This is a genomic window from Flavobacterium sp. NRK1 (assembly GCF_024054175.1).
Taxonomy (GTDB): domain Bacteria; phylum Bacteroidota; class Bacteroidia; order Flavobacteriales; family Flavobacteriaceae; genus Flavobacterium.
Genome location: NZ_JAMXLA010000001.1, coordinates 631764 through 655096, shown reverse-complemented (window position 1 = coordinate 655096; position 23333 = coordinate 631764). Strand labels below are relative to the sequence as shown.

General features: G+C 37.3%; 21 protein-coding genes and 1 tRNA gene. 18 read left to right on the top strand and 4 right to left on the bottom strand.

Translation table 11 applies throughout. The annotated features are described in order from the left end of the window. The first annotated feature begins 262 nt into the window (after nucleotides 1–262). The gene (locus tag NHE85_RS03230; RefSeq protein WP_252809618.1) at nucleotides 263–1465 is read left to right on the top strand and encodes an alkaline phosphatase family protein; all 1203 of its coding nucleotides are present in this window, start codon (nucleotides 263–265) and stop codon (nucleotides 1463–1465) included. 46 nt (nucleotides 1466–1511) lie between these two features. Here the strand turns inward: NHE85_RS03230 and yihA are convergent, their stop codons facing one another. Next, a complete protein-coding gene (gene yihA / locus NHE85_RS03225; RefSeq protein WP_252809616.1) occupies nucleotides 1512–2132 on the bottom strand; it encodes a ribosome biogenesis GTP-binding protein YihA/YsxC in 621 nt (206 codons plus the stop codon). A 116-nt stretch (nucleotides 2133–2248) separates the two neighbouring features. After that, entirely contained in the window at nucleotides 2249–3034 is a 786-nt protein-coding gene (locus NHE85_RS03220; RefSeq protein WP_252809612.1) for an alpha/beta fold hydrolase, read from the bottom strand. 407 nt (nucleotides 3035–3441) lie between these two features. Here NHE85_RS03220 and mraZ point away from each other — a divergent pair, with 407 nt between their 5' ends. From mraZ to NHE85_RS03145, 15 genes are all read left to right on the top strand, one after another. Further along, entirely contained in the window at nucleotides 3442–3915 is a 474-nt protein-coding gene (gene mraZ, locus NHE85_RS03215; RefSeq protein WP_252809607.1) for a division/cell wall cluster transcriptional repressor MraZ, read from the top strand. Continuing rightward, a complete protein-coding gene (rsmH, locus tag NHE85_RS03210; RefSeq protein ID WP_374676551.1) occupies nucleotides 3893–4798 on the top strand; it encodes a 16S rRNA (cytosine(1402)-N(4))-methyltransferase RsmH in 906 nt (301 codons plus the stop codon). The genes mraZ and rsmH overlap by 23 nt, the downstream gene beginning before the upstream one ends. A gap of 3 nt (nucleotides 4799–4801) precedes the next feature. Continuing rightward, complete coding sequence (locus tag NHE85_RS03205; RefSeq protein WP_252809605.1) at nucleotides 4802–5149, top strand: FtsL-like putative cell division protein; 348 nt, start codon at nucleotides 4802–4804, stop codon at nucleotides 5147–5149. Further along, nucleotides 5140–7140: a penicillin-binding protein gene (locus NHE85_RS03200; RefSeq protein WP_252809603.1), complete on the top strand. Its 2001-nt coding sequence runs from the start codon at nucleotides 5140–5142 to the stop codon at nucleotides 7138–7140. Before NHE85_RS03205 ends, NHE85_RS03200 begins: the two co-directional genes overlap by 10 nt. Beyond that, on the top strand, nucleotides 7134–8597 hold the full coding sequence (locus NHE85_RS03195) for a UDP-N-acetylmuramoyl-L-alanyl-D-glutamate--2,6-diaminopimelate ligase (protein WP_252813272.1): 1464 nt from the start codon (nucleotides 7134–7136) through the stop codon (nucleotides 8595–8597). Before NHE85_RS03200 ends, NHE85_RS03195 begins: the two co-directional genes overlap by 7 nt. A gap of 9 nt (nucleotides 8598–8606) precedes the next feature. Then, on the top strand, nucleotides 8607–9836 hold the full coding sequence (gene mraY / locus NHE85_RS03190; protein WP_252809601.1) for a phospho-N-acetylmuramoyl-pentapeptide-transferase: 1230 nt from the start codon (nucleotides 8607–8609) through the stop codon (nucleotides 9834–9836). A 3-nt stretch (nucleotides 9837–9839) separates the two neighbouring features. Further along, complete coding sequence (gene murD / locus NHE85_RS03185) at nucleotides 9840–11171, top strand: UDP-N-acetylmuramoyl-L-alanine--D-glutamate ligase (RefSeq protein ID WP_252809599.1); 1332 nt, start codon at nucleotides 9840–9842, stop codon at nucleotides 11169–11171. A gap of 55 nt (nucleotides 11172–11226) precedes the next feature. Further along, a complete protein-coding gene (locus NHE85_RS03180) occupies nucleotides 11227–12561 on the top strand; it encodes an FtsW/RodA/SpoVE family cell cycle protein (RefSeq protein WP_252809597.1) in 1335 nt (444 codons plus the stop codon). 10 nt (nucleotides 12562–12571) lie between these two features. Beyond that, complete coding sequence (gene murG, locus NHE85_RS03175; RefSeq protein WP_252809595.1) at nucleotides 12572–13663, top strand: undecaprenyldiphospho-muramoylpentapeptide beta-N-acetylglucosaminyltransferase; 1092 nt, start codon at nucleotides 12572–12574, stop codon at nucleotides 13661–13663. A gap of 17 nt (nucleotides 13664–13680) precedes the next feature. After that, nucleotides 13681–15030 carry a UDP-N-acetylmuramate--L-alanine ligase gene (murC, locus tag NHE85_RS03170; protein WP_252809594.1) on the top strand — a complete coding sequence of 450 codons (1350 nt, stop codon included), beginning with the start codon at nucleotides 13681–13683 and terminating at the stop codon, nucleotides 15028–15030. Beyond that, entirely contained in the window at nucleotides 15017–15739 is a 723-nt protein-coding gene (locus tag NHE85_RS03165; protein ID WP_252809591.1) for a cell division protein FtsQ/DivIB, read from the top strand. Before murC ends, NHE85_RS03165 begins: the two co-directional genes overlap by 14 nt. Nucleotides 15740–15743: 4 nt before the next feature. Next, nucleotides 15744–17150 carry a cell division protein FtsA gene (gene ftsA, locus NHE85_RS03160; RefSeq protein ID WP_252809589.1) on the top strand — a complete coding sequence of 469 codons (1407 nt, stop codon included), beginning with the start codon at nucleotides 15744–15746 and terminating at the stop codon, nucleotides 17148–17150. A 13-nt stretch (nucleotides 17151–17163) separates the two neighbouring features. Continuing rightward, entirely contained in the window at nucleotides 17164–19155 is a 1992-nt protein-coding gene (ftsZ, locus tag NHE85_RS03155; RefSeq protein ID WP_252809587.1) for a cell division protein FtsZ, read from the top strand. Nucleotides 19156–19243: 88 nt separating this feature from the next. Beyond that, a complete protein-coding gene (locus NHE85_RS03150) occupies nucleotides 19244–19693 on the top strand; it encodes a GatB/YqeY domain-containing protein (RefSeq protein WP_252809585.1) in 450 nt (149 codons plus the stop codon). Between the two features lie 40 nt (nucleotides 19694–19733). Continuing rightward, a tRNA-Arg gene (locus tag NHE85_RS03145) sits at nucleotides 19734–19807 on the top strand. Nucleotides 19808–19851: 44 nt separating this feature from the next. On the opposite strand, the gene NHE85_RS03140 is transcribed toward NHE85_RS03145, so the two are convergent. Then, nucleotides 19852–20805: a GNAT family N-acetyltransferase gene (locus NHE85_RS03140; RefSeq protein WP_252809583.1), complete on the bottom strand. Its 954-nt coding sequence runs from the start codon at nucleotides 20803–20805 to the stop codon at nucleotides 19852–19854. A gap of 229 nt (nucleotides 20806–21034) precedes the next feature. Here NHE85_RS03140 and NHE85_RS03135 point away from each other — a divergent pair, with 229 nt between their 5' ends. Both NHE85_RS03135 and NHE85_RS03130 read left to right on the top strand, forming a co-directional pair. Continuing rightward, nucleotides 21035–21541 carry a hypothetical protein gene (locus tag NHE85_RS03135; RefSeq protein ID WP_252809581.1) on the top strand — a complete coding sequence of 169 codons (507 nt, stop codon included), beginning with the start codon at nucleotides 21035–21037 and terminating at the stop codon, nucleotides 21539–21541. A 144-nt stretch (nucleotides 21542–21685) separates the two neighbouring features. Further along, entirely contained in the window at nucleotides 21686–22459 is a 774-nt protein-coding gene (locus NHE85_RS03130) for a phosphatase PAP2 family protein (RefSeq protein WP_252809579.1), read from the top strand. On the opposite strand, the gene NHE85_RS03125 is transcribed toward NHE85_RS03130, so the two are convergent. After that, nucleotides 22449–23315, bottom strand: coding sequence for a cupin-like domain-containing protein (locus tag NHE85_RS03125; protein ID WP_252809577.1), 867 nt, complete (start codon nucleotides 23313–23315; stop codon nucleotides 22449–22451). The two genes, NHE85_RS03130 and NHE85_RS03125, sit on opposite strands and share 11 nt — an antisense overlap. Nucleotides 23316–23333: the final 18 nt, after the last annotated feature.

Genomic DNA, 23333 nt, shown 5'->3' with positions numbered 1-23333 from the left:
CAAAATTAGCTGCTACATAGTTACAGGAATGTTTCCGGAATGTTATTAAATTATTTTAAATAGTACTTAACAATAATTTAATATTGATGTAGTTGATTGTTATACAATTTATTGGAGGTGTTTTTAGAACGAAATTTACTTTATTAGTTTAATTTTTTTTAGTTGGTCGTTCATGTTAAGGTATATAACCACTTTTGCACTGCAATTAAAAACAAGGCAGGCCTGCAAGTGAATATTGCGATTAACTAATTAAGATAATTCTATGAAACTTGTTTTAAAAAATCTTTTTACAGCTTTATTTCTAGCTGCTGGTTTAGCTAATGTCTTTGCTCAGAATACACAAAAGCCACAACGTACTATTGTAATAATGATAGATGGGTTTGGCGAAGATTACTATCGCAATAGTGATATGCCTAATCTTAATAAGATGGAAAAAGAAGGTATATTTAAAATTGTTCCGTCTATTATGCCTGCTGTTACCAATGTTAATAATGTTGCTATTGCAACCAGTGAAATGCCCGATAAACATGGTATAACCGGTAACGTGTGGTACAATCCTGTAACAAAACAGGAAGAATTTATTGAAGATCCTGATTTAATAATCGTGCCAACCATTTTTGACAGGGCAAAAGCGGCGGGCATTAAGTCAGCATTATTTTCGGTGAAAAAAAAGACTATTGACATAATGAGTATTAATACGGATATTTCGCTTTGTCCTGAATGTGATGGAGCTGATGAATCTGAATGGGCACAGCAATTTGGCGCACCTCCTGCGGTTTATAGTAAAGAAGTAAGTTACTGGATCATGGAATCGGCTTTATATACCATGAAAAAAAATCCTGACCTTGGATTTATTTATATCCATACAACTGATTATCCTATGCATACATGGGCTCCGGAAGATAAAAACTCAAAGGAGTTTCTTCATAAAATTGATGAATATATCGGGAAACTGCATGAAGCTGCACCGGACGCTGCAATTCTTATTACTGCCGATCATGGACTAAATCATAAAGATTTATGCTGGGATCTTGAAAAAGCCTGCGCTAACCGCAAAACACCAATTAGAATTTCTATATCACCTGAAAAGGATCGTTATTTTAAACATCACAGGGGCATGGGAGGTTCTGCTTATGTATATCTTAAAAGCTCTAAAGACCTTGAGAAGGTTAAAAAAACAATATTGTCTTTACAGGGAGTAGAAGCTGTTTTAACTAAAGAAGAAGCAATTGCAAAATACCATCTATTGTCAGACCGTGTCGGTGATCTTATGGTTTTAGGAAATAAAACAACTGTATTTGGTTTATTACAGGATTCGGAATCTGAAAAGCTTCCTGAAAACTATCGCAGCCATGGTTCAACATATGAGTGTATTGTTCCATTGTTTGTTTATAATGCTAAAAAAGCACCGGATGCCTCTTTTTTTGATCACAACTATAAAGTGGCTGCATGGCTCTATCGTTAAGATGTAGTAAATAAAAAGCGGCCTAAGCCGCTTTTTATTTTATGTATTATATGAATCCCTGATTGTCAAAAATTCCCTGATTAACTTCGTCTATATAATTTAAAAGAGTATCGCGTCCGGTACCTTCTGTAGATGAGGTTACAAAATACTGGGGCATTTCTTCCCAGTTATTGGCCAGTAATGCCTTACGGTAAGCAGCAACATGCTGGTCTATTTTACCACGGCTGATTTTATCTGCTTTGGTAAAAATAATACAGAACGGAACCTCTATTGTGCCAAGGTAGTTTATAAATTCCAAATCTATTTTTTGGGCTTCAAGGCGTATGTCTATAAGTACAAAAGCACAAACAAGCTGTTCACGTTTTTCAAAATATTCAGTAATAAAAGCCTGAAAAGTTTGCTTGGTAGATTTTGATACACGTGCATATCCATAACCGGGTAAGTCTACCAGAAACCAGTTGTCATTGATTTTAAAATGATTAATAAGCTGAGTCTTACCCGGCCTTCCGGATGTTTTGGCAAGGCTGTTACGACCAGTTATCATGTTTATTAATGATGATTTGCCTACATTACTTCTACCGATGAAAGCATATTCAGGTAGCGGTTCTTTAGGGCATTTGCTAACGTCAGAATTGCTTATTATAAACTCGGCAGTATTAATTTTCATGGCTTATTATTTTGTTGCAAAGTTAAGGTAAATTTATTTAGGGGGAATTATTCAAAAAAAGTCATGGCTTACAATTAATTGTAAGCCATGACTTTTTTATATGTTAGGATTTTTGCTTATTCTTCAGTAAGCAGATGATGGGCAGTATCAAGCTTTTTAAGCCATTCATGCATAAGACGGTTAAACTCATCAGGATGTTCCATCATAGCTGCATGTCCGCATTTATCTATCCAGTAAAGTGCAGAATTTGGAAGTAGCTGGTGAAATTCTTCTGCTACATCCGGCGGTGTTACAGTGTCATTTTTACCCCATATAATGCAGGTTGGCACATGCATTTTTGGCAGGTCCTTTGCCATATTATGGCGGATAGCACTTTTGGCAATAGTTAGGGTTTTAATAAGTTTAAGCCTGTCGTTAGCTACAGCGTAAACTTCATCTACTATTTCTTTAGTTGCTATTGCGGGATCATAAAATACATCGCCGGCTTTCTTTTGGATATACTCATAATCGCCTCTTCGCGGATAGCTGTCACCCATAGCGCTTTCATAAAGGCCTGAGCTTCCTGTAATTATTAGCCCAAGCATTTTTTCAGGATACATTTTAGTATGATAAAGGGCTATATGCCCTCCAAGAGAATTGCCAAGCAATATTACTCTGTTAAAGCCTTTATATGTAATAAAGTCTTTTACCCACCTGGCAAAGGCTTTTACATTAGTTTTTAAAATACTTTGTGTGTAAAGCGGTAGTTCTGGTATAACTACTTTATAGCCGTGCTGAGGGAAATACTTAGCTACGCCGTCAAAATTACTAAGCCCCCCCATAAGGCCGTGTAGTATAATTATGGGAGTTCCTTCGCCGGCTTCAAAGTAAGTATATTTGCCTTCTTTTTTTGGTATGTGCATGTTAGGGTGTAAACAAAATTCAATTATCGCAAATATATAATATTCTGCCTTAAAAAGAATTTTACTACATAATATTTGGGTTATTTTTTAACCTTTGCACGCTTTTACCCGAAATAAAAACAAAGTATGTCTTAATCACCTAAAACACAGTTTTTAGAGTTATTAACAATATTTTATAATTTTTAATTTTCTGTAGTTCTCATGTTAAGTTGTCTTAAAAAATTATAAATATTTCATCATTTTTTTTGTAACCCGGGCTTTTTTGTAAAATTCGGTTTTAAAGCTTCGTAAGAGTTTTTTTTCAAGTGGTAAAAAAACCTTAAAACTTATCAACAAAGTGGTAGGAAGTGGTATAAAGTGGTAAAATATATCTATATTTGCTTTGTAATCTCTATAAACCTAACTGCTTGAATACCATTATAGGAACATACGAATGTAAGGCTGATACAAAGGGAAGGCTAATGATGCCTGCTCCTTTGAAGAAGCAGCTGCATGCCGGCCTGGAAGATGGTTTCGTGCTTAAGCGCTCGGTTTTTCAGCCTTGCCTTGAGCTTTACCCTATGGCAGAGTGGAACAAAATGATGCAGAAGATTAATAAGCTGAATCGGTTTGTTAAGAAGAACAACGACTTTATAAGAAGGTTTACAGCCGGAGTGAAAGTTGTTGAAATTGATGCAGCAGGAAGATTACTGATACCGAAAGATCTTTTTGTTTTTGCAGGAATAGATAAAGATATTGTGCTTTCGTCTGCGGTAAACATTGTTGAGATCTGGGATAAAGATAAATACGAAAAATCTATTGATGATTCGGTGATGGATTTTGCAGATCTGGCTGAAGAGGTGATGGGTAACTTAATGGATGACGAAGATGGAATATCATAACCCTGTTTTATTAAAAGAAACGGTTGATGGTCTTAATATTAAGCCGGACGGAATTTATGTGGATGTGACCTTTGGTGGCGGAGGCCATTCAAGGGAAATAATGAGAAGGCTGGGGCCGGGTGGTAAATTGTTTGCTTTTGACCAGGATGAAGATGCGCAGGCAAATGTTATTGATGATGAACGTTTTGTGCTGATACCTGAAAATTTCAGGTTTATAAAAAGATTTCTTCGGTTTCATGGTGTAAAAGCTGTTGATGGTATTCTGGCAGATCTTGGCGTTTCATCACATCAATTTGATGTTCCGGAACGTGGATTTTCTACCCGTTTTGAAGCTGAGCTTGATATGAGGATGAGTAAAAAGAATGATTTGAATGCTTTTGTTGTGATAAATGACTATGATGAACAGGGGCTAAAAAAAATGTTCTTTGATTATGGAGAGCTGAAAAACGCCGCTGCATTGGCACATACAATTGTAGAAGCAAGGCGTGCAGCTCCAATAAAAAATTCGGAACAGTTAAAAAAAGTGCTGGGCAGATTTTTACCGGCGCACAAAAGCAATAAAATATTAGCTCAGATTTATCAGGCTATACGAATAGAAGTGAATCAGGAAATGGATGTTCTTAAGGAGTTTTTAGAGCAGTCTTTAGAAGTGCTTAATGAAGGAGGCAGATTAAGTGTTATTTCTTACCACTCGCTTGAGGACAGGCTGGTAAAGCGGTTTATGAGGAATGGATTGTTTGAGGGAGAACCGGAGCGTGATATGTTTGGCAACTTTGAAGTTCCTTTTAAGAGTATTGAAAAGCTTATAATTCCTACTGAAGAGGAAATAGCAATAAATAACAGGGCACGAAGCGCAAAACTAAGAGTAGCAGAAAAAAAATAAAGTATGAAAGGTGGTGTAATAAATCTATTAAAGGCTAAATATCTTGTAGATCAGGGATCTATGAGAAACTGGCGTTTTATAGTTTTTCTTATTCTGGTATGTATACTTATGATTGCTAACTCGCACAATTACGAGCAGAAAATATTTAAAATAAGTGCGCTTGAGACTGAGGTAAAAGAACTTCGGTCTGAATTTGTAGATATGCGTTCCAAATTGATGGAGCTAAAGATGGAATCTACGGTGTCAGCAAAAATGGAGGCAAGGCAAATATATCCTTCATCGGTGCCGCCAAAGAAGATTGAAGTAGTAAAAGAGGAAAAAAAAGGTTTTTTTGAAAAGTTATGGCAGTAGATAACGATAAAAAAATATCGTACAGGATTTACCTGGTAGCCTTCGCAATATTTGTGATGGCTATTCTTGTTACTGTAAAGCTTGCTAATATACAGTGGGTAGAAGGTGACTATTACCGACAGCTGGCAAAAGACCGTACGGTTAAAAATGTTACTATACATGCCAACCGTGGTAATGTTTATTCGGCAGACGGAAGTCTTTTGGCAACTTCCATCCCTAATTATAATATAAGGTTTGATGCTCTGGCACCGAATGATAAAGATTTTAATAAGTACCTGGAACCGTTGGCAGATTCGCTGTCTGTGATGTTGGGTGAATCTTCAGAGTATTATTACAGTCAGTTAAAAAGAGCCAGGGCTAAAAAAAACAGGTATCTTTTAATAGCCCGCGATTTAAGCTTTACTGAATATTTGCGTATTAAGAGCTTTCCGCTTTTTAACAGGGGCGCATTTAAAGGAGGGATAATAACTGAGCAAAGAACGATACGCGAGCATCCTATAGGGAAAATTGCAGAACGTACTATTGGTTATGAAAGAGTAAGTTTTAACGGAGAAAATCTTGAAGTTGGAATTGAAGGCGCTTTTGCCAAATACCTTAATGGTAAAGATGGTAAGCGGTTGATGCAGAAGATTGCTAAAAATCAATGGAAACCGATTAGCGATAATAATGAAATTGAGCCTGTTGACGGTTGCGACATTGTATCTACTATAGATGTTTATATTCAGGATATAGCCCACCATGCATTGCTTAAGCAGTTGGAGTATTATGAGGCGGATCACGGCTGTGTTGTAGTGATGGAAACCAAAACCGGCTATGTTAAAGCTATATCTAATCTTGGAAGGCATGAGAACGGATCGTATTATGAAACAATAAATTATGCGGTAGGTGAATCTCAGGAGCCGGGTTCTACTTTTAAGCTGGCCGGGCTTATAGCATTACTTGAAGATAAAAAGGTGGATACAAGTCATGTTTATGATTGCCACGGAGGTGAGTTTGTTATATATAACCGAAAAGTGCGAGATTCTAAAAAAGGTGGGTATGGGAAAATATCCCTTGCAAGAGGATTCGAGTTATCATCAAATACCGTACTTGTACAGGCCGTATATGAAAATTATAAAGATAATCCGCAGCAATTTGTAGATCATCTTAATGCTTTCGGGCTTAATAAAAGACTGGGAGTTTGCATAAAAGGAGAAGGTAAGCCAAGAATTCCGCAGCCTCAGGATAAAAACTGGTCAGGACTTTCATTACCATGGATGGGTTTTGGATATGGTGTTTCTATGACACCGTTGCAAACACTGGCTTTTTATAATGCAGTAGCTAATAATGGCGAACTGGTTAGGCCGTTGTTTGTTCAGGAGATAAAAGAATGGGACAGGACAATTAAGAAATTTGATAAAGAAGTTATTAATCCTAAAATATGCTCTCAGGAAACAATAGATCAGGTAAGAGCTATAATGGAGAACGTAGTGAAAAAAGGTACAGGCTCAAAGCTGTATTCACCTAATTTTTCTATGGCAGGAAAAACAGGTACGGCTCAGGTAAATTATGGCAAAGGAAAAGACGGGATGTATTATTCATCTTCGTTCGCAGGATATTTTCCTGCAGATAATCCGCAATATTCATGTATTGTAGTTATCCATAAGCCAAGTATCAGTAAAGGATATTATGGAGCAGACGTATCGGGGCCGGTATTTAAAAGAATAGCTCAAAAGATATATACCGATGTGCCTTCTACAAACAAGGTTAAGAAACTGGACGGACAGATAAAAGAGCAGGATAAATTATATGCTTCTTATTATGATAAAGAGGCAAAAGTTAAAAATGTTGTGCCAAATATAATAGGTATGAGCGGTATGGATGCCGTAGCACTATTGGGTAACATGGGGCTGAAAGTAAAGGTTATAGGGATTGGGAAGGTTAAGAAACAATCGTTACAGCCGGGGGAAGCTATATATAAAGATCAAACTATAATACTGGAATTATCGTGATTTTAAGAGATATATTATACAGGACATCTATTGAGGCGGTAAAAGGCGCCACAGATATTGATGTGAACAAAATTGAGTTTGATTCACGCCTTATAAAGCCGGGCGATGTTTTTATAGCTATTAAAGGTACTGTTAGCGATGGCCATGATTTTATTGATAAAGCTTTAAGTCTTGGGGCGGCTGCAATTGTTTGTGAAATTTTACCTGAAAGGACAGAAGAAGGTATTACTTATATAGAAGTTAAAAGCGCAAGTGCTGCATTAGCGCACATGGCGGCAAACTATTACGGAAACCCTTCTCAAAATGTTAAGCTAGTAGGGGTTACAGGTACTAATGGTAAAACTACTATAGCATCATTATTATATCAGCTTTTTAAGAATGCCGGATATAAAACAGGGCTTTTAAGTACTGTGAAAATAATGGTAGATAATATAGAATACAAAGCAACCCATACAACACCGGATTCTCTTACTATAAACAGGTATCTGAAAGAAATGGAAGATGCCGGATGTGAATATTGCTTTATGGAAGTGAGTTCTCATGGTATTCACCAGAACAGAACAGCAGGACTTCATTTTGCAGGAGGTATTTTTACTAACCTTTCTCATGATCACCTTGATTACCATAACACCTTTGCAGAATACAGGGATGTTAAAAAAAGGTTCTTTGACGAATTGCCTAAAGGTTCATTTGGCCTTGTAAATGTAGATGACAAGAATGGCCTGGTTATGCTTCAGAATACAAAAGCCAAAAAACTTACTTATGCCTTAAAAACCTATGCTGATTATAAGGCGCAGATATTAGAGAATCAGCTATCCGGGCTATTGCTGAAGATAAATGAACAGGAGGTCTGGGTTAAACTGATAGGCACTTTTAATGCTTATAACCTGTTGGCTATTTATGCTGCGGCAGTTAATCTTGGTTTGGAAAGCCAGGAAGTATTAAGACTAATGAGTGAACTTGAAAGTGTTTCAGGAAGATTTCAGTTTATAGTATCTGATACTAAAATAACAGCAATAGTAGATTATGCCCATACACCGGATGCGCTGGAAAATGTAATAAGTACTATAGAGAACATACGTACACGCAATGAACAGTTAATAACAGTGGTTGGTTGTGGCGGAGACAGGGATAAAACCAAAAGGCCTCTTATGGCTCATATAGCTTCTAACATGAGCGATAAGGCCATTTTTACATCAGATAATCCACGAAGTGAAGTGCCGGAGGATATTATTAAGGATATGGAAGATGGTGTTGAGCCACAAAATTATAAAAAAACACTTGCGGTTGTAGACAGGAAACAAGCTATCAAAATAGCGTGCCAGCTGGCGAGGCCAAATGACATTATACTCATTGCCGGAAAAGGCCATGAAACGTATCAGGAAATTAAAGGTGAACGTTTTCACTTTGATGATATGGAAACAGTAAAAGAGATTTTAGGACAACTCAACAAATAAGCGGAACATATGCTGTATTATTTATTTGAATACTTAGACAAACAGTTAGATATACCGGGCACAGGGGTGTTTCAGTATATAACTTTCCGTTCGGGGCTGGCAATTATATTGTCGCTTCTAATTTCAACTGTTTTTGGTAAAAAAATTATCAATTTCCTTAGAAGGCAGCAGGTTGGAGAAACTGTTAGAGAGCTTGGACTTGAAGGACAGGCGCAAAAAGCAGGTACGCCTACAATGGGAGGGCTTATTATTATAGTAGCAACTCTTATACCGGTAATATTGCTGGCGAAGCTTGATAATATCTATGTGATGCTGCTTATTATTACCACTTTATGGATGGGTACAATTGGCTTTATAGATGACTATATAAAAATATTTAAAAAAGATAAAGAAGGGCTTAAAGGAAAATTTAAAGTAGTAGGTCAGGTAGGGCTTGGCCTTATTGTAGGATACATACTTTACTTTCATCCCGCAGTTACTGTTAGAACAGATACCGGTAAAGTAAATATTTACAGTGAAGCAAACGTAAATGTTATCTCTCCTGCAGGACTGGAAGAAAAATCTACGGCTACTACTATTCCGTTCTTTAAAAATAATGAGTTTGATTATGCCGAAATGCTTTCATGGGCAGGTGATGGATATGAAAATTATGCATGGCTGATATTTATACCCGTAGTAATATTTATTATAACTGCGGTATCTAACGGGGCTAACCTTACGGATGGTATTGATGGACTTGCCGCAGGAACATCGGCAATAGCAGTACTGGCCCTTGGTATTTTCGCTTTTGTATCGGGTAATATTATTTTTTCCAATTACCTCAATATAATGTACATACCCAATTCGGGCGAAATGACGGTATATATAACTGCATTTGTAGGGGCATTAATAGGTTTTCTTTGGTATAATACCTATCCGGCAACTGTATTTATGGGAGATACCGGAAGTCTTACTATAGGTGGTGTTATTGCAGTACTGGCGATAGCAGTAAGAAAAGAATTATTGATACCTGTGTTATGCGGAATTTTTCTTGCAGAGAACCTTTCGGTAGTATTACAGGTAAGCTATTTTAAATACACAAAAAAGAAATTTGGAGAAGGCAGGAGAATATTTTTAATGTCGCCGCTGCATCACCATTACCAGAAAAAGGGATATCATGAAAGTAAGATTGTAACCCGTTTTTGGATTGTAGCAATACTATTGGCAATATTTTCATTAGTATCCTTAAAACTAAGATAATCTATGAGACTAGTTGTGCTTGGCGGAGGGGAAAGCGGTGTTGGTACTGCCATCCTTGGAAAAAAGAAGGGGTATGATGTATTTGTTTCCGATTTCGGAAATATAAAATACAATTACAAAGAAGTCTTGGGGCTTCATAATATTGCTTGGGAAGAAGAGAAGCATACGGAAGGACTTATTCTTAATGCAGATATTGTAATGAAAAGTCCGGGTATTCCGGATAAGGCGCCAATAATAAAGGCGCTCAAGAAAAAAGATATTCCTGTAATATCAGAAATAGAATTTGCCTCTCAGTTTATAGATGTAGAAACTATTGGTATAACGGGCAGTAACGGTAAGACTACAACAACAATGCTAACGCATTACTTGCTAAAACAGGGTTCGCTTAATGTTGGGCTTGCCGGAAATATTGGAAAAAGCTTTGCCTGGCAGGTTGCCGAAAATAAGCATGAGGGCTATGTGTTAGAGTTAAGCAGTTTTCAGCTGGACGGAATACGAAATTACAGGCCGCATATAGCTGTAATTACCAACATAAGTCCTGATCACCTGGATCGCTACGAGTACAAATATGAATTGTACATAGAAGCCAAATTCAGAATAACAATGAACCAGACCAAAGATGATTATCTGGTATATGATGCAGATGATGAGATAATTTCTAAATGGTTAGAAAACAATAAGATTAAAGCACAAAAGATTCCGTTCTCGCTTACACACGAAGTTAAAAACGGAGTTTATTTAAAAGGAGATACTATTATCAGCAATATTAATAAAGACGAATTTACCATGCCTACACACGAACTGTCATTAGAAGGAAAGCACAATGTAAAGAATGCTATGGCTGCAACGGCTGTTGCGCAGCTTATGCGAATAAGAAAAGATACCATAAGAGAGAGCCTTTCTGATTTTCAGGGTGTGGAGCACCGACTTGAAAAGGTACTGAAAATACAAAATGTGCAATATATAAATGATAGTAAGGCTACCAACACTAATGCTACTTTTTTTGCCCTGGACAGCATGAATACTCCTACCGTATGGATTGTTGGCGGTGTAGATAAGGGTAATGATTATGATGAGCTTATGCCATTGGTAAGAGAGAAAGTAAAAGCTATTGTATGTCTTGGTGTTGATAATAAAAAAATCATGGATGCTTTTAGCAATGTGGTAGATGTAATGGTTGAGACGGCAAGCATGCAAGAAGCTGTAAAAGTAGCCCAGAAACTGGCTGAAAAAGGAGATACTGTATTGTTGTCTCCGGCATGTGCCAGTTTTGATTTGTTTGAAAGCTATGAAGATCGTGGTAAGCAGTTTAAAAATGCAGTTCAGAATTTGTAATGGCAATCTGGCTGTCTGCTAACTGCAATAGACAAAATGAATAAAGAATAAAACGATGAAAGAATTAATCAATAACCTGAAAGGAGATAAAGGGATCTGGTCATTTGTAATGCTGCTGGCCCTAATTTCGTTCATGCCGGTTTTCAGTGCAAGTACTAATCTTGTATATGTTATCGGTAAGGGCTCTACTATAGGTTATTTGGTTAAGCATTTGGTTCATATTTTTATTGGTTTTGGTCTTATTTACTTTGTACACAAAGTACCGTATCATTATTATAAAGGTATCTCGCAAATAGCACTCCCTATTGTAGGATTGTTGCTTGTTTACACTTTTTTTCAGGGCACAGTAATAGATGGGGCAAACGCCAGCCGTTGGATAAAAGTTCCTTTTATAGGGGTTACCTTCCAAACATCTGCACTTGCCTTTATAGTGCTTATGGTTTATGTGGCCCGGTATCTTGCAAAAATGCAGGATAAAGAGGTGACGTTTAAAGCGTCGTTCTTTGAGTTGTGGATTCCGGTATTTGCTATATTGGCACTTATACTACCTGCTAACTTTTCTACAGCAGCGCTTATATTTTCTATGGTGTGCATGCTGGTATTTGTAGGCAGGTATCCGTTACGGTATTTAGGTACCATAATAGCGGCAGGGGTAGTTATGCTGGTGTTGTTTGTTTTGTTTGCAAAAGCATTTCCTAATGCAATGCCAAACAGGGTAGATACCTGGCTGAATCGTTTAGAGCGTTTTTCGTCCAACGAGCCTAATGAAGATGATTATCAGATTGAGAAAGCAAAGATTGCTATTGCATCAGGAATGATATATGGGCTTGGGCCCGGTAAAAGTGTGCAGAAGAACTTTCTGCCACAGTCATCATCCGATTTCATTTTTGCCATTATAGTAGAGGAATACGGTTTGGCAGGAGGATTGGCTGTATTGGCATTATATCTTATGCTGTTTTTCAGGTTTCTGGTTACTGCACATAAGGCAAAGTCGCTCTTTGGCAAATTACTTATTGTAGGTCTTGGTTTTCCTATAATATTTCAGGCATTAATCAATATGGGCGTAGCTGTAGAGTTATTGCCTGTTACAGGGCAGACACTGCCATTAATTAGTAGCGGAGGTAGTTCTATCTGGATGACATGCATATCTGTTGGGATAATAATAAGTGTTACTAAAAAAGAAGAAGAAATAGCAGAGGAACTGGCGGAGAAAGAAGAACGTGAAGCAACATTGCAGCGAATGATTGATGAACATATACTGAAAGAGAAGCAGGAAGAAGAAGCGGGAGTTTTGGCAACTGAAGAAGCCAATGTAAAACATGGGCAGCCTGCTGCATTCTCGATAGAAGATAAGTCTAAAAATCCAATGAGCGCTGTTTTTGGGAAATAGGTTTTAATAAATGGAAAAGAAAAAATTCATATTAAGTGGTGGTGGTACCGGAGGACATATATATCCGGCAATTGCTATTGCAAATGAATTAAAATCGCGCTTTCCGGATTGCGAAATACTTTTTGTTGGTGCAAGCGATAAGATGGAAATGCAAAAAGTACCACAGGCAGGGTATAAAATAACAGGACTTTGGATTGCAGGCATACAAAGAAAACTTACGCTGGATAATGCTATGTTTCCTTTAAAACTCATGAGTAGCCTTGTTAAGTCGCGAAAAATAGTAAAAGAGTTTAAACCGGATGTGGTTATTGGTACGGGTGGTTTTGCCAGCGGACCATTATTAAGAGCCGCATCAGGAATGGGAGTGCCAACAATTATACAGGAGCAAAATTCATTCCCGGGAATAACAAACAAATGGCTGTCTAAAAAAGCAAAAAAAATATGTGTTGCTTATGACAATCTTGAACGTTTTTTTCCGTCGAATAAAATTGTACTGACAGGTAACCCTGTACGAAGTGATATTGTAGATGTAGCCGGTAAAAGGGCAGAAGCTATTAGCCGTTTTGAACTGAACCCTGATAAAAAAACATTGTTGGTTTTAGGGGGTAGTTTAGGTTCAAGACGTATTAACCAGCTTATTGCGAAAGAACTTACCTGGCTTGATGCTCAGAATATTCAGGTAATATGGCAGTGTGGCAAATTTTATTTTGAGGAATACAGGCATTATGGTGATAAAGAGGGAGCGAAGGTGCTTTCTTTTATTGACAGGATGGATTTGGTATATGCAGCAGCAGATTTTGTAATATCACGATCAGGTGCATCATCGGTTTCAGAGCTTTGTTTAGTAGGAAAGCCGGTAGTGTTTATTCCGTCGCCTAATGTTGCCGAAGATCATCAGACAAAAAATGCAAAAGCTATTGTAGATAAAGACGGAGCATTAATGATTAAAGAAATACAGCTTGATACCCAGTTTCAGCCAGTGTTTTCAGATTTAATAACAAACCCTGAAAAACAAAAAAAGCTGGGTGAGAATATAAAGAAGATGGCAAAGCCAAACGCTACCAAAGATATAGTTGAAGAGATAATAAAATTGATAAAATAATATAGTTAATAGTATAAATGGATCTGAACCAAATACATAACGTCTATTTTGTAGGTATAGGAGGCATAGGTATGAGTGCCCTGGCCCGCTATTTTAAATTTATAGGCAAAAATGTTGCCGGTTATGACCGTACACCAACTCATCTTACGGATGAATTAAAAGCTGAAGGAATAGCCATCCATTTTGAAGATAAGGTTGAGCTTATAGGGCTGCCGTATCTTAATAAGGACAATACACTGGTAGTTGTAACTCCGGCAGTACCTAAAAATCATATACAATGGAATTATTTCCTTCAGAATGATTTTGTAGTAAAAAAACGTGCAGAGGTGCTAGGTATTATTACTAAAGATACCTTTTGCTTTGCTGTGGCAGGTACACATGGTAAAACTACAACGTCCAGCATCCTGGGGCATATTTTGTATGAAAGCGGATTAGATGTTACTGCTTTTTTAGGCGGGATTGTAGAAAATTATAATTCAAACCTTATTGGCAGTGGTAAAACCGTGACTGTTGTTGAAGCTGATGAGTTTGACCGCTCTTTTTTACACTTGCATCCGGATATTGCCTGTGTTACATCGATGGATGCTGATCATCTTGATATTTATGGCGATACGGCTTCTATAGAAGCGTCATTCAGAGAATTTGCAGATAAGGTGTCAGATAAAAAACATTTGTTTGTTACTAATGGCCTCCCGCTTGAGGGTATAACAGTAGGGGTTCATGAGGGAGAGTTTTCTGCGTCAAATATCCGTATAGAAAATAGCTGGTATGTATTTGATGTGGTTACACCGCATGAAACAATTACAGATCTTAGGTTTGCGCTTCCTGGGCATCATAATCTTACCAATGCGTTACTGGCTTTGGCAATGGCAAAAACCTATGGCGTGGCAACTGATGATATAAAAAAAGCGCTTGAATCTTTTAAAGGTGTAAAAAGAAGATTTTCTTATCAGATAAAAAAAGAAGGATTAGTGTATATAGATGATTATGCACATCATCCCACAGAAATAAATGCGGTTTATCAGGCTGTTTCAGAGCTATATCCTAATGAAAAGGTGTTAGCCATATTCCAGCCTCATTTGTTCAGCCGTACAAGAGATTTTGCAGATGGGTTTGCTAAAAGCCTTTCGGCATTTGAAAATGTGGTTTTACTGGATATTTATCCTGCTCGCGAACTGCCAATGGAAGGGATAACCTCTAAATGGCTTTTACAAAAAATTGAAAACCCGAAAAAAAAACTGGTTTCAAAAACTGATTTACTGCCTTTTTTAAAAATGACAGATGCAACAGTTATTGTTACTATAGGGGCGGGTGATATAGGTGAAATGGTGCCTGAAATTAAAAAGATTTTAGATGAAAAAAATTAACTGGAATAACATAAGATTGGTGCTTATTTTGAGTGCGGTTGTTTTCCTTTATTCTTTCGCGTCTAAACGGAATGAAAACAGGAAAATAAAAGAAACCGATATTGAGTTTGCAGAGGCTGAAGACTTTATAACCCATGAGAAAGTTAATAACTTGTTGATACAAAATTTTGGCAGCATACAAAGCATTCAAAAAGATAAATTAGATTTGAATAGCGTTGAAAAATCCCTTGACAAAAACCCAATGATTGACAAGGCAGAGGTTTACGCTACAATAGACGGGAAGTTGAAGGCGATAATTTCGCAGAGAAAGCCTGTTGCCAGAATTTTTCGGGGGGATAATTCGTACTATATCGATTACAGGGGTGACGAAATGCCACTTTCTGATACCTATACCGCAAGGGTTCCTCTTGTAACGGGAGAGGTAAACAGCATTGAGAAGGAAAAATTGCACAAGTTGCTTAATTATATCAATGACGATGAATTTTTAAAGAAAAACATCATCGGTATTGAGGTTGCTCTTACGGGTAATCTTGTTATGCGAAGCAGGAATTACAATTATGAAATTCAGTTTGGCAAGCCGGTAAACATTGAAAAGAAATTTAATAACTATATGGCATTTCTTCAGGATGCAGTAAAAGATACATTGATAAAACAGTACAAAACAATAAATCTGAAATTTACACAACAGGTTGTGTGCACCAAAAAATAGGGTTATGGAAAAAGACAGCATTGCAGTAGGTTTAGATATCGGGACAACAAAGATTGTTGCGATGATAGGCAGGAAAAATGAGTATGGAAAACTGGAAATCCTGGGTGTCGGAAAATCCAAAAGCCTTGGTGTGGCCAGAGGTGTTGTTAATAATATTACGCAGACTATACAGTCTATTCAACAGGCTGTTCAGGAAGCGGAAGCCGATAGCGGTTATAAAATAAATGATGTAGTTGTTGGTATAGCCGGACAGCACATTCGCAGTATTCAGCACAGCGATTATATCAGCAGGAATAATCCTGAAGAGGTAATTGGCGATGCCGATATTGATATGCTTATTAACCAGGTGCATAAACTGGCAATGCTGCCAGGAGAAGAAATTATCCACGTATTGCCGCAGGAATTTAAGATTGACGGGCAAAATGAGATAAAAGAGCCGATAGGTATGTATGGCGGCAGGCTTGAAAGTAGTTTTCATGTTGTTGTAGGGCAGGCTTCATCTATCCGTAATGTAGGCAGATGTATTAAAAGCTCGGGGCTTGATCTTTCAGGATTAACTCTTGAACCGTTAGCTTCTGCTGATGCTGTATTAAGCCAGGAAGAAAAAGAAGCAGGTGTTGCACTGATTGATATTGGTGGTGGTACTACCGATCTGGCTATTTTTAAAGATGGTATTATCCGTCATACGGCAGTTATACCTTTTGGCGGAAATGTAATAACAGACGACATAAAAGAAGGATGTTCTATTATAGAAAAACAGGCAGAACTGCTTAAGGTAAAATTCGGGTCAGCCTGGCCGGGTGAAAATAAAGATAACGAAATTGTTTCTATTCCGGGATTACGCGGAAGGGAGCCAAAAGAAATTTCCCTTAAGAACCTTTCTAAGATTATTCATGCCCGTGTGGTAGAAATTATAGAACAGGTGTTTGCAGAAATAAAGGCTTACGGACATGAAGATCCGCGCAAAAAGCTTATTGCCGGTATTGTGCTTACAGGAGGGGGAGCCCAGCTTAAGCATATTAAACAGCTTGTTGAATATATAACCGGTATGGATACAAGAATAGGGTATCCTAATGAGCATCTGGCAGGTAATTCTGATGAGGAAATATCAAGTCCTTTATATGCCACTGCGGTAGGATTGGTAATGAACAGCCTTCGCAATCATACGCAAAGTGCTACTCCGCTGGTAGAACTTCAAAAACCGGCTGAACAACCGGTTTACAGGCAGCCTGTTTTAAATACGGCAGCTGCTGAAGTTGTACAGGGAGGTTATGAAGAGGAGGATATGGAAACAGTAACGGCTCAAAAAGAAAACAGCAGAGGAGATGAGTCTACTGAAAAGAAAGTGAAAAGGTCATTTTTTGACAAGTATATTGATAAGATTAAAGATTTTTTAGATAACGCAGAATAAAAACCCAATTGATATGATGAGCAACTCAGATTTTGGAAGCATTACGTTTGATTTACCCAAAAATCAATCGAACGTGATCAAGGTAATTGGTGTTGGCGGAGGCGGAAGCAACGCGATAAACCACATGTTTAAGCAGGGGATCAAAGGTGTTGATTTTGTTGTTTGTAATACAGATTCACAGGCATTGCAAAATAGCCCTGTACCAAACAAAATACAGTTAGGTGTCGGATTAACCGAAGGCCTTGGTGCAGGCGCAAACCCTGAAGTAGGGCAGCAGTCGGCTCTCGAGAGCATTGAGGATATTGAAAAGATGCTTGACACTAATACTAAAATGATATTTATAACTGCCGGTATGGGCGGCGGAACCGGAACAGGTGCTGCTCCTGTTATTGCCCAGCTGGCTAAAGAAAGAGATATCCTTACAGTAGGTATTGTTACCATACCTTTTCAGTTTGAAGGTAAGGTAAGGTCCGAACAGGCATTATCTGGTGTAGAAAGGCTTAGAAAGCAGGTAGACTCTTTAATCGTTATCAATAATAATAAGCTGCGTGAAGTTTATGGTAATCTTGGTTTTAAAGCAGGGTTCTCTAAAGCTGATGAAGTTTTGGCAACTGCCTCAAGAGGTATTGCTGAAGTTATAACGCATCACTATACACAAAATATTGACCTTAAAGATGCTAAAACAGTATTGTCAAATAGTGGTACTGCTATAATGGGGTCTGCTATAGCATCGGGTGATAACCGTGCTAAAGATGCTATTGTTGATGCTCTTGATTCACCTTTATTAAATGATAATAAAATTACAGGTGCTAAAAACGTATTGTTGCTTATCGTTTCGGGTACAAGTGAAATTACTATTGATGAAATAGGAGAAATAAATGATCATATCCAGGCTGAAGCAGGTTATAATGCTAATATCATCATGGGTGTTGGTGAAGATGAGTCTTTAGGTGATTCTGTTGCTGTAACTATTATTGCTACAGGCTTTAATGTAGAGCAGCAAAACGAAATTGTAAATACAGAGCCTAAAAGAATAATCCATGCATTGGAAGAAGGACAGAGACTGGTTCAGGATCTTACAAATAAGCCAATGTCAGGATTTGATTTTTCAGTGCCGTCTGAACAGCCAAAAACTGAAGTAAAACCACAGCCTGTTGTTGAAGAAAAAATAATTTTTGAGCTTGAAGAGGAGGAGGCTGAAGGAAAAAAGCCGACAGCTGAAGTTGCAGAACCGGAGTTTCCTTCTTCAGAATACATCAATAATCTTGACGTGTTTTTTGAAATCGTTTCACCGGAACCAGTGGTTGCTCCTGCTCCTGAACCTGTAGCAGCTCCTGTTGCTGTTGCGCCTGCGATGACAGAAATTAAAGATGTTAGGGAGATTGAAGTATTTGAGCCTGAGTTTGTAGTGGCAGCTAAGAAAGAAGAAGAGCAATTTACATTCTCATTTGATCTTTCTACAGATAACATTAAAAGAGAAGAAAAAGTTCTTTTCAGCTTAAGTGATGAAACCCGCGATATTAAAGTTAATGAGCCGGTACAGGTAGTTCCTGTTACTGAGCTTAATGAAACAGGTATTGTGAGGTATTCGCTTGAGGAATATCTTGAAAAAGAAACTGAACTTTTAGAATCTAAGCCTGTTGCTAAGGTTGAAGAACCTATTGCTCCGGAGCTTAATCTCACAATGAAAACTGCCGAACAGGAACCTGCTAAGCAGACTTCTGCTAATGAGGATATTTCTCCTGTAGAAATGACTATAGAAGAAACACTTAAAATGAGAGCGGAAGAGCGCAGAAGGAAAATGAAAGAGTTCAATTATAAATTTCATAACAGTTCTGCAAGGATTGATGAAATTGAAAAAGAACCTGCTTATAAAAGAATGGGTATCGATCTAAACGACTCCCGTACAGATAATAGCAAATCGCGCTTGTCTTTAGGAACAGATAGCAACGACGACTTACAGTTGCGTTCTAACAACTCGTTCCTGCATGACAATGTAGATTAACTAATCCAAATGTGAACCTTTGACCCGAAAATATAATAGTATTTTCGGGTTATTTTTTTATCTTCGCAGGCACATTAAAACTTGTACTATGAGTTTACAAAACGATATCATGGACGCTATTAAAAACGCCATGAAAGCTAAAGATACAGTAGCTTTAGAATCACTTAGGGCAGTTAAATCAGCATTACTGCTGGCGCAGACTGAAAGTGGGGCTAAAGAAGAATTATCTGCCGAAGAAGAAATAAAATTACTTCAAAGGCTGGTAAAACAACGCAAAGACAGTGCTAACATATACATAGAGCAGGGACGTCAGGATCTTGCTGACCCTGAACTTGAACAGGCTGCTGTAATAGAAAAGTTTTTACCTGCACAGCTTAGTGAGGAAGAAGTTGAAGCTGTTGTGAAGAAAATTATTGCTGATAATGGCTTCTCAGGAATGGCAGATATGGGTAAGGTGATGGGAATTGCATCCAAAGAGCTTGCCGGTACTGCTGACGGAAAAACAATTTCAAATGCAGTTAAAAAGGCATTAGCATAACATTATAAATTTCTGATCTTATTTTACATCAGAAATAATCGGCCTCATGGCTCAACTGGATAGAGCACTGGATTTCGGCTCCAGCGGTTGGGGGTTCGAATCCCTCTGAGGTCACAAAACCTAAGCGTCAGAATTTCACCTGAAATCCTGACGCTTTTTTATTGTCTTATTTTTAACTCCATCTGAATGTTACAGCGTTCATAAGGAGATTCTAAACCGGCCACCTTTTCAAATCCGAGTTTATGATATAGATTTATAGCAGGTTTTAATATAGTATTACTTTCAAGATAAATATTGGAGGCTCCTAAAGATCTTGCCTTTTCTATTATTGCCTGTCCGAGCAGCCATCCTATATTTTTTCCCTGTGCTTTTGGCGACACTGCCATTTTGGCTAATTCGTAATCATATAGAGTATTATCCATTTTAAGTAAAGCGCAAACACCTACGGGATCTCCATCATATAGAGCTACAAAAATACAGCCTCCATTGTTTAATATATATTCTTCAGGATTGTCAAGAGCTTTATAATCTGCGGCCTCCATTTTAAAATAGGTTGTTATCCATTCTTCATTTAGTGTTTTAAAAGCCTCTTTGTATTTAGAAGTATAATTTACTATTCTTACTTTTTTACTTTCCCTTTGCTTTTTTTGTTCCTTTACTCTTTGTAGCAGTGATTTTTGAGTAAGTACAAATTCCCATTCTTCAATAGCTTTCCATAAATTATTTTGGGTAGATGTAAGTATATCTTCTATGGCGTTATTTACATCCATATTCTGCTTTTTCATTTTTTCAGCCATTTGTAACCCTTTCTCAGAAAGCACTATTATATTCTTTCTGCCGTCATTTTTATCTTTTCGTTCGGTAACAATTCCCTTTTTAGACATCTCTGCAACTATTTTGCTTACAGAAGGATGGGAGTGCCCTATATGTTGGGCAATACCTGTAATTGTATTTTCTTCATGTGTGAGTGTATGAAATACCGGGAACCACTTGGGCTGAAGCTGCACATCATATAACTCATATATTTTGGCAGCATCTTCTGTTATTTTATCTGTAAGTATTCTCAATCGGCTGCCAATTGCCATTTTTCCTGTTTTATTAAAAAAATTCATATAATATTAATTACGTAACTGATTACGTAAATGTATAAAAATTTTCAATTTCTTATTCAATTCGACATAATTTGTGTTTTTGATTTCTTTGGATGGTAAAAACTTAACATTGAGATGTGTTTTAAAAGCTTATTTTTGTTAGGATTAAATTTACATTTAATTGATAATGTAATAACATTATGTGCGAAATGATGCAGAAAACCTAATATAATAGCAAAAAGTTTACCCCATGAAACAACCAGTTGAAAAAAAAGACGAAGCGGCTAAAGAAGCTGCATCTTTAAATGACCCAAAAATAAGTGAAGAATCTTTGCCAGATGCTGTGAAGCCGAAACCTGCAAGAAGACCGAGAAATACAACCAAATCTGCAGAGCATAAGCCTGTTGAAATTGATTCGGATAAGCAGGAAGAAATAAAGGAGGAGATCAATACTGAAACTTTAAATGACGAAGTTACAACAGCTTCTGAGGAGCCGGTTGTAAAAGTAGATAAGCCTGCTAAAAAAGATAAAAAGGTGAAAGATAAAGAAAAGAGCAAAAAAGAAAAAGATAAGAAAAAGAAGAAAGCAAAATTGAAAGGTTTAAAGGAGAAGGGTAAAGCTAAAAAAGCCAAAGCTAAAAAGAAGGCTAAGGATAAAGTTAAAAAGCAAAAAGCTAAAGCAAAAGCTAAGAAAATAGAAAAATCTAAAAAGAAGGCTAAATCTAAAAAGAAAGCGAAGTCGAAAGGAAAAAAATAGAAGCATTTTCTATAGTTAAAAAAAGCGCATCATTAATTGATTGCGTTTTTTAATGAGCAAATAATGATAAATGTTAAAAAATTAACATTGTATAATTTATTAATTCAGGTCCCGTTATAGTATCGAATATGGGAAGGACTATTAATGAAGAGAACAATCATCTTACTGTTTTCAATATGTAATATATTGACAGTTGCGGCTCAGGAAGAAATTATTATAGGTAAAGATACTCTTATAAATCAATCTCTTGTTACTCAAAAAGGTTCTGTATATAAACAACTTTTAGTGCCTACGGTATTAGTTGGATATGGAGTGGTTGGGCTTGCTAATCACGGAATTAAAGATTTTAATACAACTGTACGATCAAGAGTTTCTAAAGGGCAGGGTGATGGAACCACAATAGACGATTACACCCGCTATGCACCGCTTGTATCTATATATGCCTTAAATATAGCCGGTATTAAAGGAAAGCACAATTATAAAGATCTTACGATAATTGTAGCTACTTCACATCTTATTATGGCAGGCTCGGTAATGGGCCTCAAATCATTGTGTAAAGAGCAAAGGCCGGATGGGAGTACTGACAATTCTTTTCCATCAGGGCATACCGCTACTGCTTTTGCAGGGGCAGAAATTATGTGGCAGGAATATAAAGATGTTTCTCCATGGTATGGCGTTGCAGGGTATGCGGTTGCTTCCGGTACAGGAGTTTTGAGAATGTATAACGACAGGCATTGGTTTACTGATGTTGCTACCGGAGCGGGTATAGGTATTTTAAGTACAAAACTGGCTTACTGGCTGCATCCTTTTATTCAGAAGCAATTGTTTGGAAATAAAGAAGAAAATAAGATGTCCATATTAGGACTTCCCTTTTATAATGGTGAGCAGGCAGGCTTAAGCGTAGTTATTAAATTTTAAGTGTAGCATTGGTTCTACGGATAGCTTCTTTGTCTTTATAATCCAGCCAGGCTTGCCCTTTATACTTTCGCATCCAGTTGTCAAAATAGCGGTTAAAAGCCACATTAGTTAATCCTTTTATAAGATTTGAAGGCCTTCCGGCTAAGGAGCGCAGACTTAAAGAAAAGCCGGGAGTAAGGTATTTCATATAGTGCCACCAGCCTTCAGGCATATATAGCATTTCTCCGTGTTGCAGGGTGGTAATGTAAGGCTTTACATGTTTAAGTGCGGGAAATTTTTCGAAATCAGGATTGTCAAAATCTATATCTTCATTGCATATCCATGAATAAGGTAGGCGGTACATGTATTTGGTTTCTTGAGGATCTACAAGTACACATTGTTTTTGTCCCGCAAAATGAAAATGAAGAATATTAGGAAAGTCGATATCATAATGCATAAAGACTTTAGCATTTTCTCCGCCAAAGAAAACTAATGGAAGATTTTTGAGCAGCCGTAATCCTAAGTCTGGCCACTTCATGTCTTCTTTCATAGAAGGTACATCTTTCATTAGGTTATATAGGAAAATACGAAGATCTGTAGGGCCTTTTTCCAGAATGTCTATATACTGTCTCATAGACATTTTAAAATCAGGTTCATTTACTTTTTTAGTGTAATCTGTTTTACGGCTGTCATAAAGCGGAACGGTTTTGTCTCCGGCGATCTCTCTCAGAAATTTAAAATTCCACTTTGTAAAAGCGGGCCAGTCTTCTATTTGATTGGTAATTACTACAGGTTTTTGGGGCTTGTAATAATTCTCTATGAATTCTTTTTTGGTGAGTTTTCCAACTCTTTCTATTTCTTTATATTCAAACCCCATGACCCAATGCTAAGTTAG

Bases quoted from the DNA above. Each gene is read 5' to 3' on its own strand.
- NHE85_RS03230 (WP_252809618.1), top strand. From the start codon at position 263: ATGAAACTTGTTTTAAAAAATCTTTTTACAGCTTTATTTCTAGCTGCT.
- mraY (WP_252809601.1), top strand. From the start codon at position 8,607: ATGCTGTATTATTTATTTGAATACTTAGACAAACAGTTAGATATACCG.
- murD (WP_252809599.1), top strand. From the start codon at position 9,840: ATGAGACTAGTTGTGCTTGGCGGAGGGGAAAGCGGTGTTGGTACTGCC.
- NHE85_RS03125 (WP_252809577.1), bottom strand. From the start codon at position 23,315: ATGGGGTTTGAATATAAAGAAATAGAAAGAGTTGGAAAACTCACCAAA.
- NHE85_RS03165 (WP_252809591.1), top strand. From the start codon at position 15,017: ATGAAAAAAATTAACTGGAATAACATAAGATTGGTGCTTATTTTGAGT.
- murC (WP_252809594.1), top strand. From the start codon at position 13,681: ATGGATCTGAACCAAATACATAACGTCTATTTTGTAGGTATAGGAGGC.
- NHE85_RS03200 (WP_252809603.1), top strand. From the start codon at position 5,140: ATGGCAGTAGATAACGATAAAAAAATATCGTACAGGATTTACCTGGTA.
- NHE85_RS03180 (WP_252809597.1), top strand. From the start codon at position 11,227: ATGAAAGAATTAATCAATAACCTGAAAGGAGATAAAGGGATCTGGTCA.
- yihA (WP_252809616.1), bottom strand. From the start codon at position 2,132: ATGAAAATTAATACTGCCGAGTTTATAATAAGCAATTCTGACGTTAGC.
- murG (WP_252809595.1), top strand. From the start codon at position 12,572: ATGGAAAAGAAAAAATTCATATTAAGTGGTGGTGGTACCGGAGGACAT.
- NHE85_RS03135 (WP_252809581.1), top strand. From the start codon at position 21,035: ATGAAACAACCAGTTGAAAAAAAAGACGAAGCGGCTAAAGAAGCTGCA.
- NHE85_RS03130 (WP_252809579.1), top strand. From the start codon at position 21,686: ATGAAGAGAACAATCATCTTACTGTTTTCAATATGTAATATATTGACA.
- rsmH (WP_374676551.1), top strand. From the start codon at position 3,893: ATGACGAAGATGGAATATCATAACCCTGTTTTATTAAAAGAAACGGTT.
- NHE85_RS03150 (WP_252809585.1), top strand. From the start codon at position 19,244: ATGAGTTTACAAAACGATATCATGGACGCTATTAAAAACGCCATGAAA.
- NHE85_RS03140 (WP_252809583.1), bottom strand. From the start codon at position 20,805: ATGAATTTTTTTAATAAAACAGGAAAAATGGCAATTGGCAGCCGATTG.
- ftsA (WP_252809589.1), top strand. From the start codon at position 15,744: ATGGAAAAAGACAGCATTGCAGTAGGTTTAGATATCGGGACAACAAAG.
- ftsZ (WP_252809587.1), top strand. From the start codon at position 17,164: ATGATGAGCAACTCAGATTTTGGAAGCATTACGTTTGATTTACCCAAA.
- NHE85_RS03220 (WP_252809612.1), bottom strand. From the start codon at position 3,034: ATGCACATACCAAAAAAAGAAGGCAAATATACTTACTTTGAAGCCGGC.
- NHE85_RS03205 (WP_252809605.1), top strand. From the start codon at position 4,802: ATGAAAGGTGGTGTAATAAATCTATTAAAGGCTAAATATCTTGTAGAT.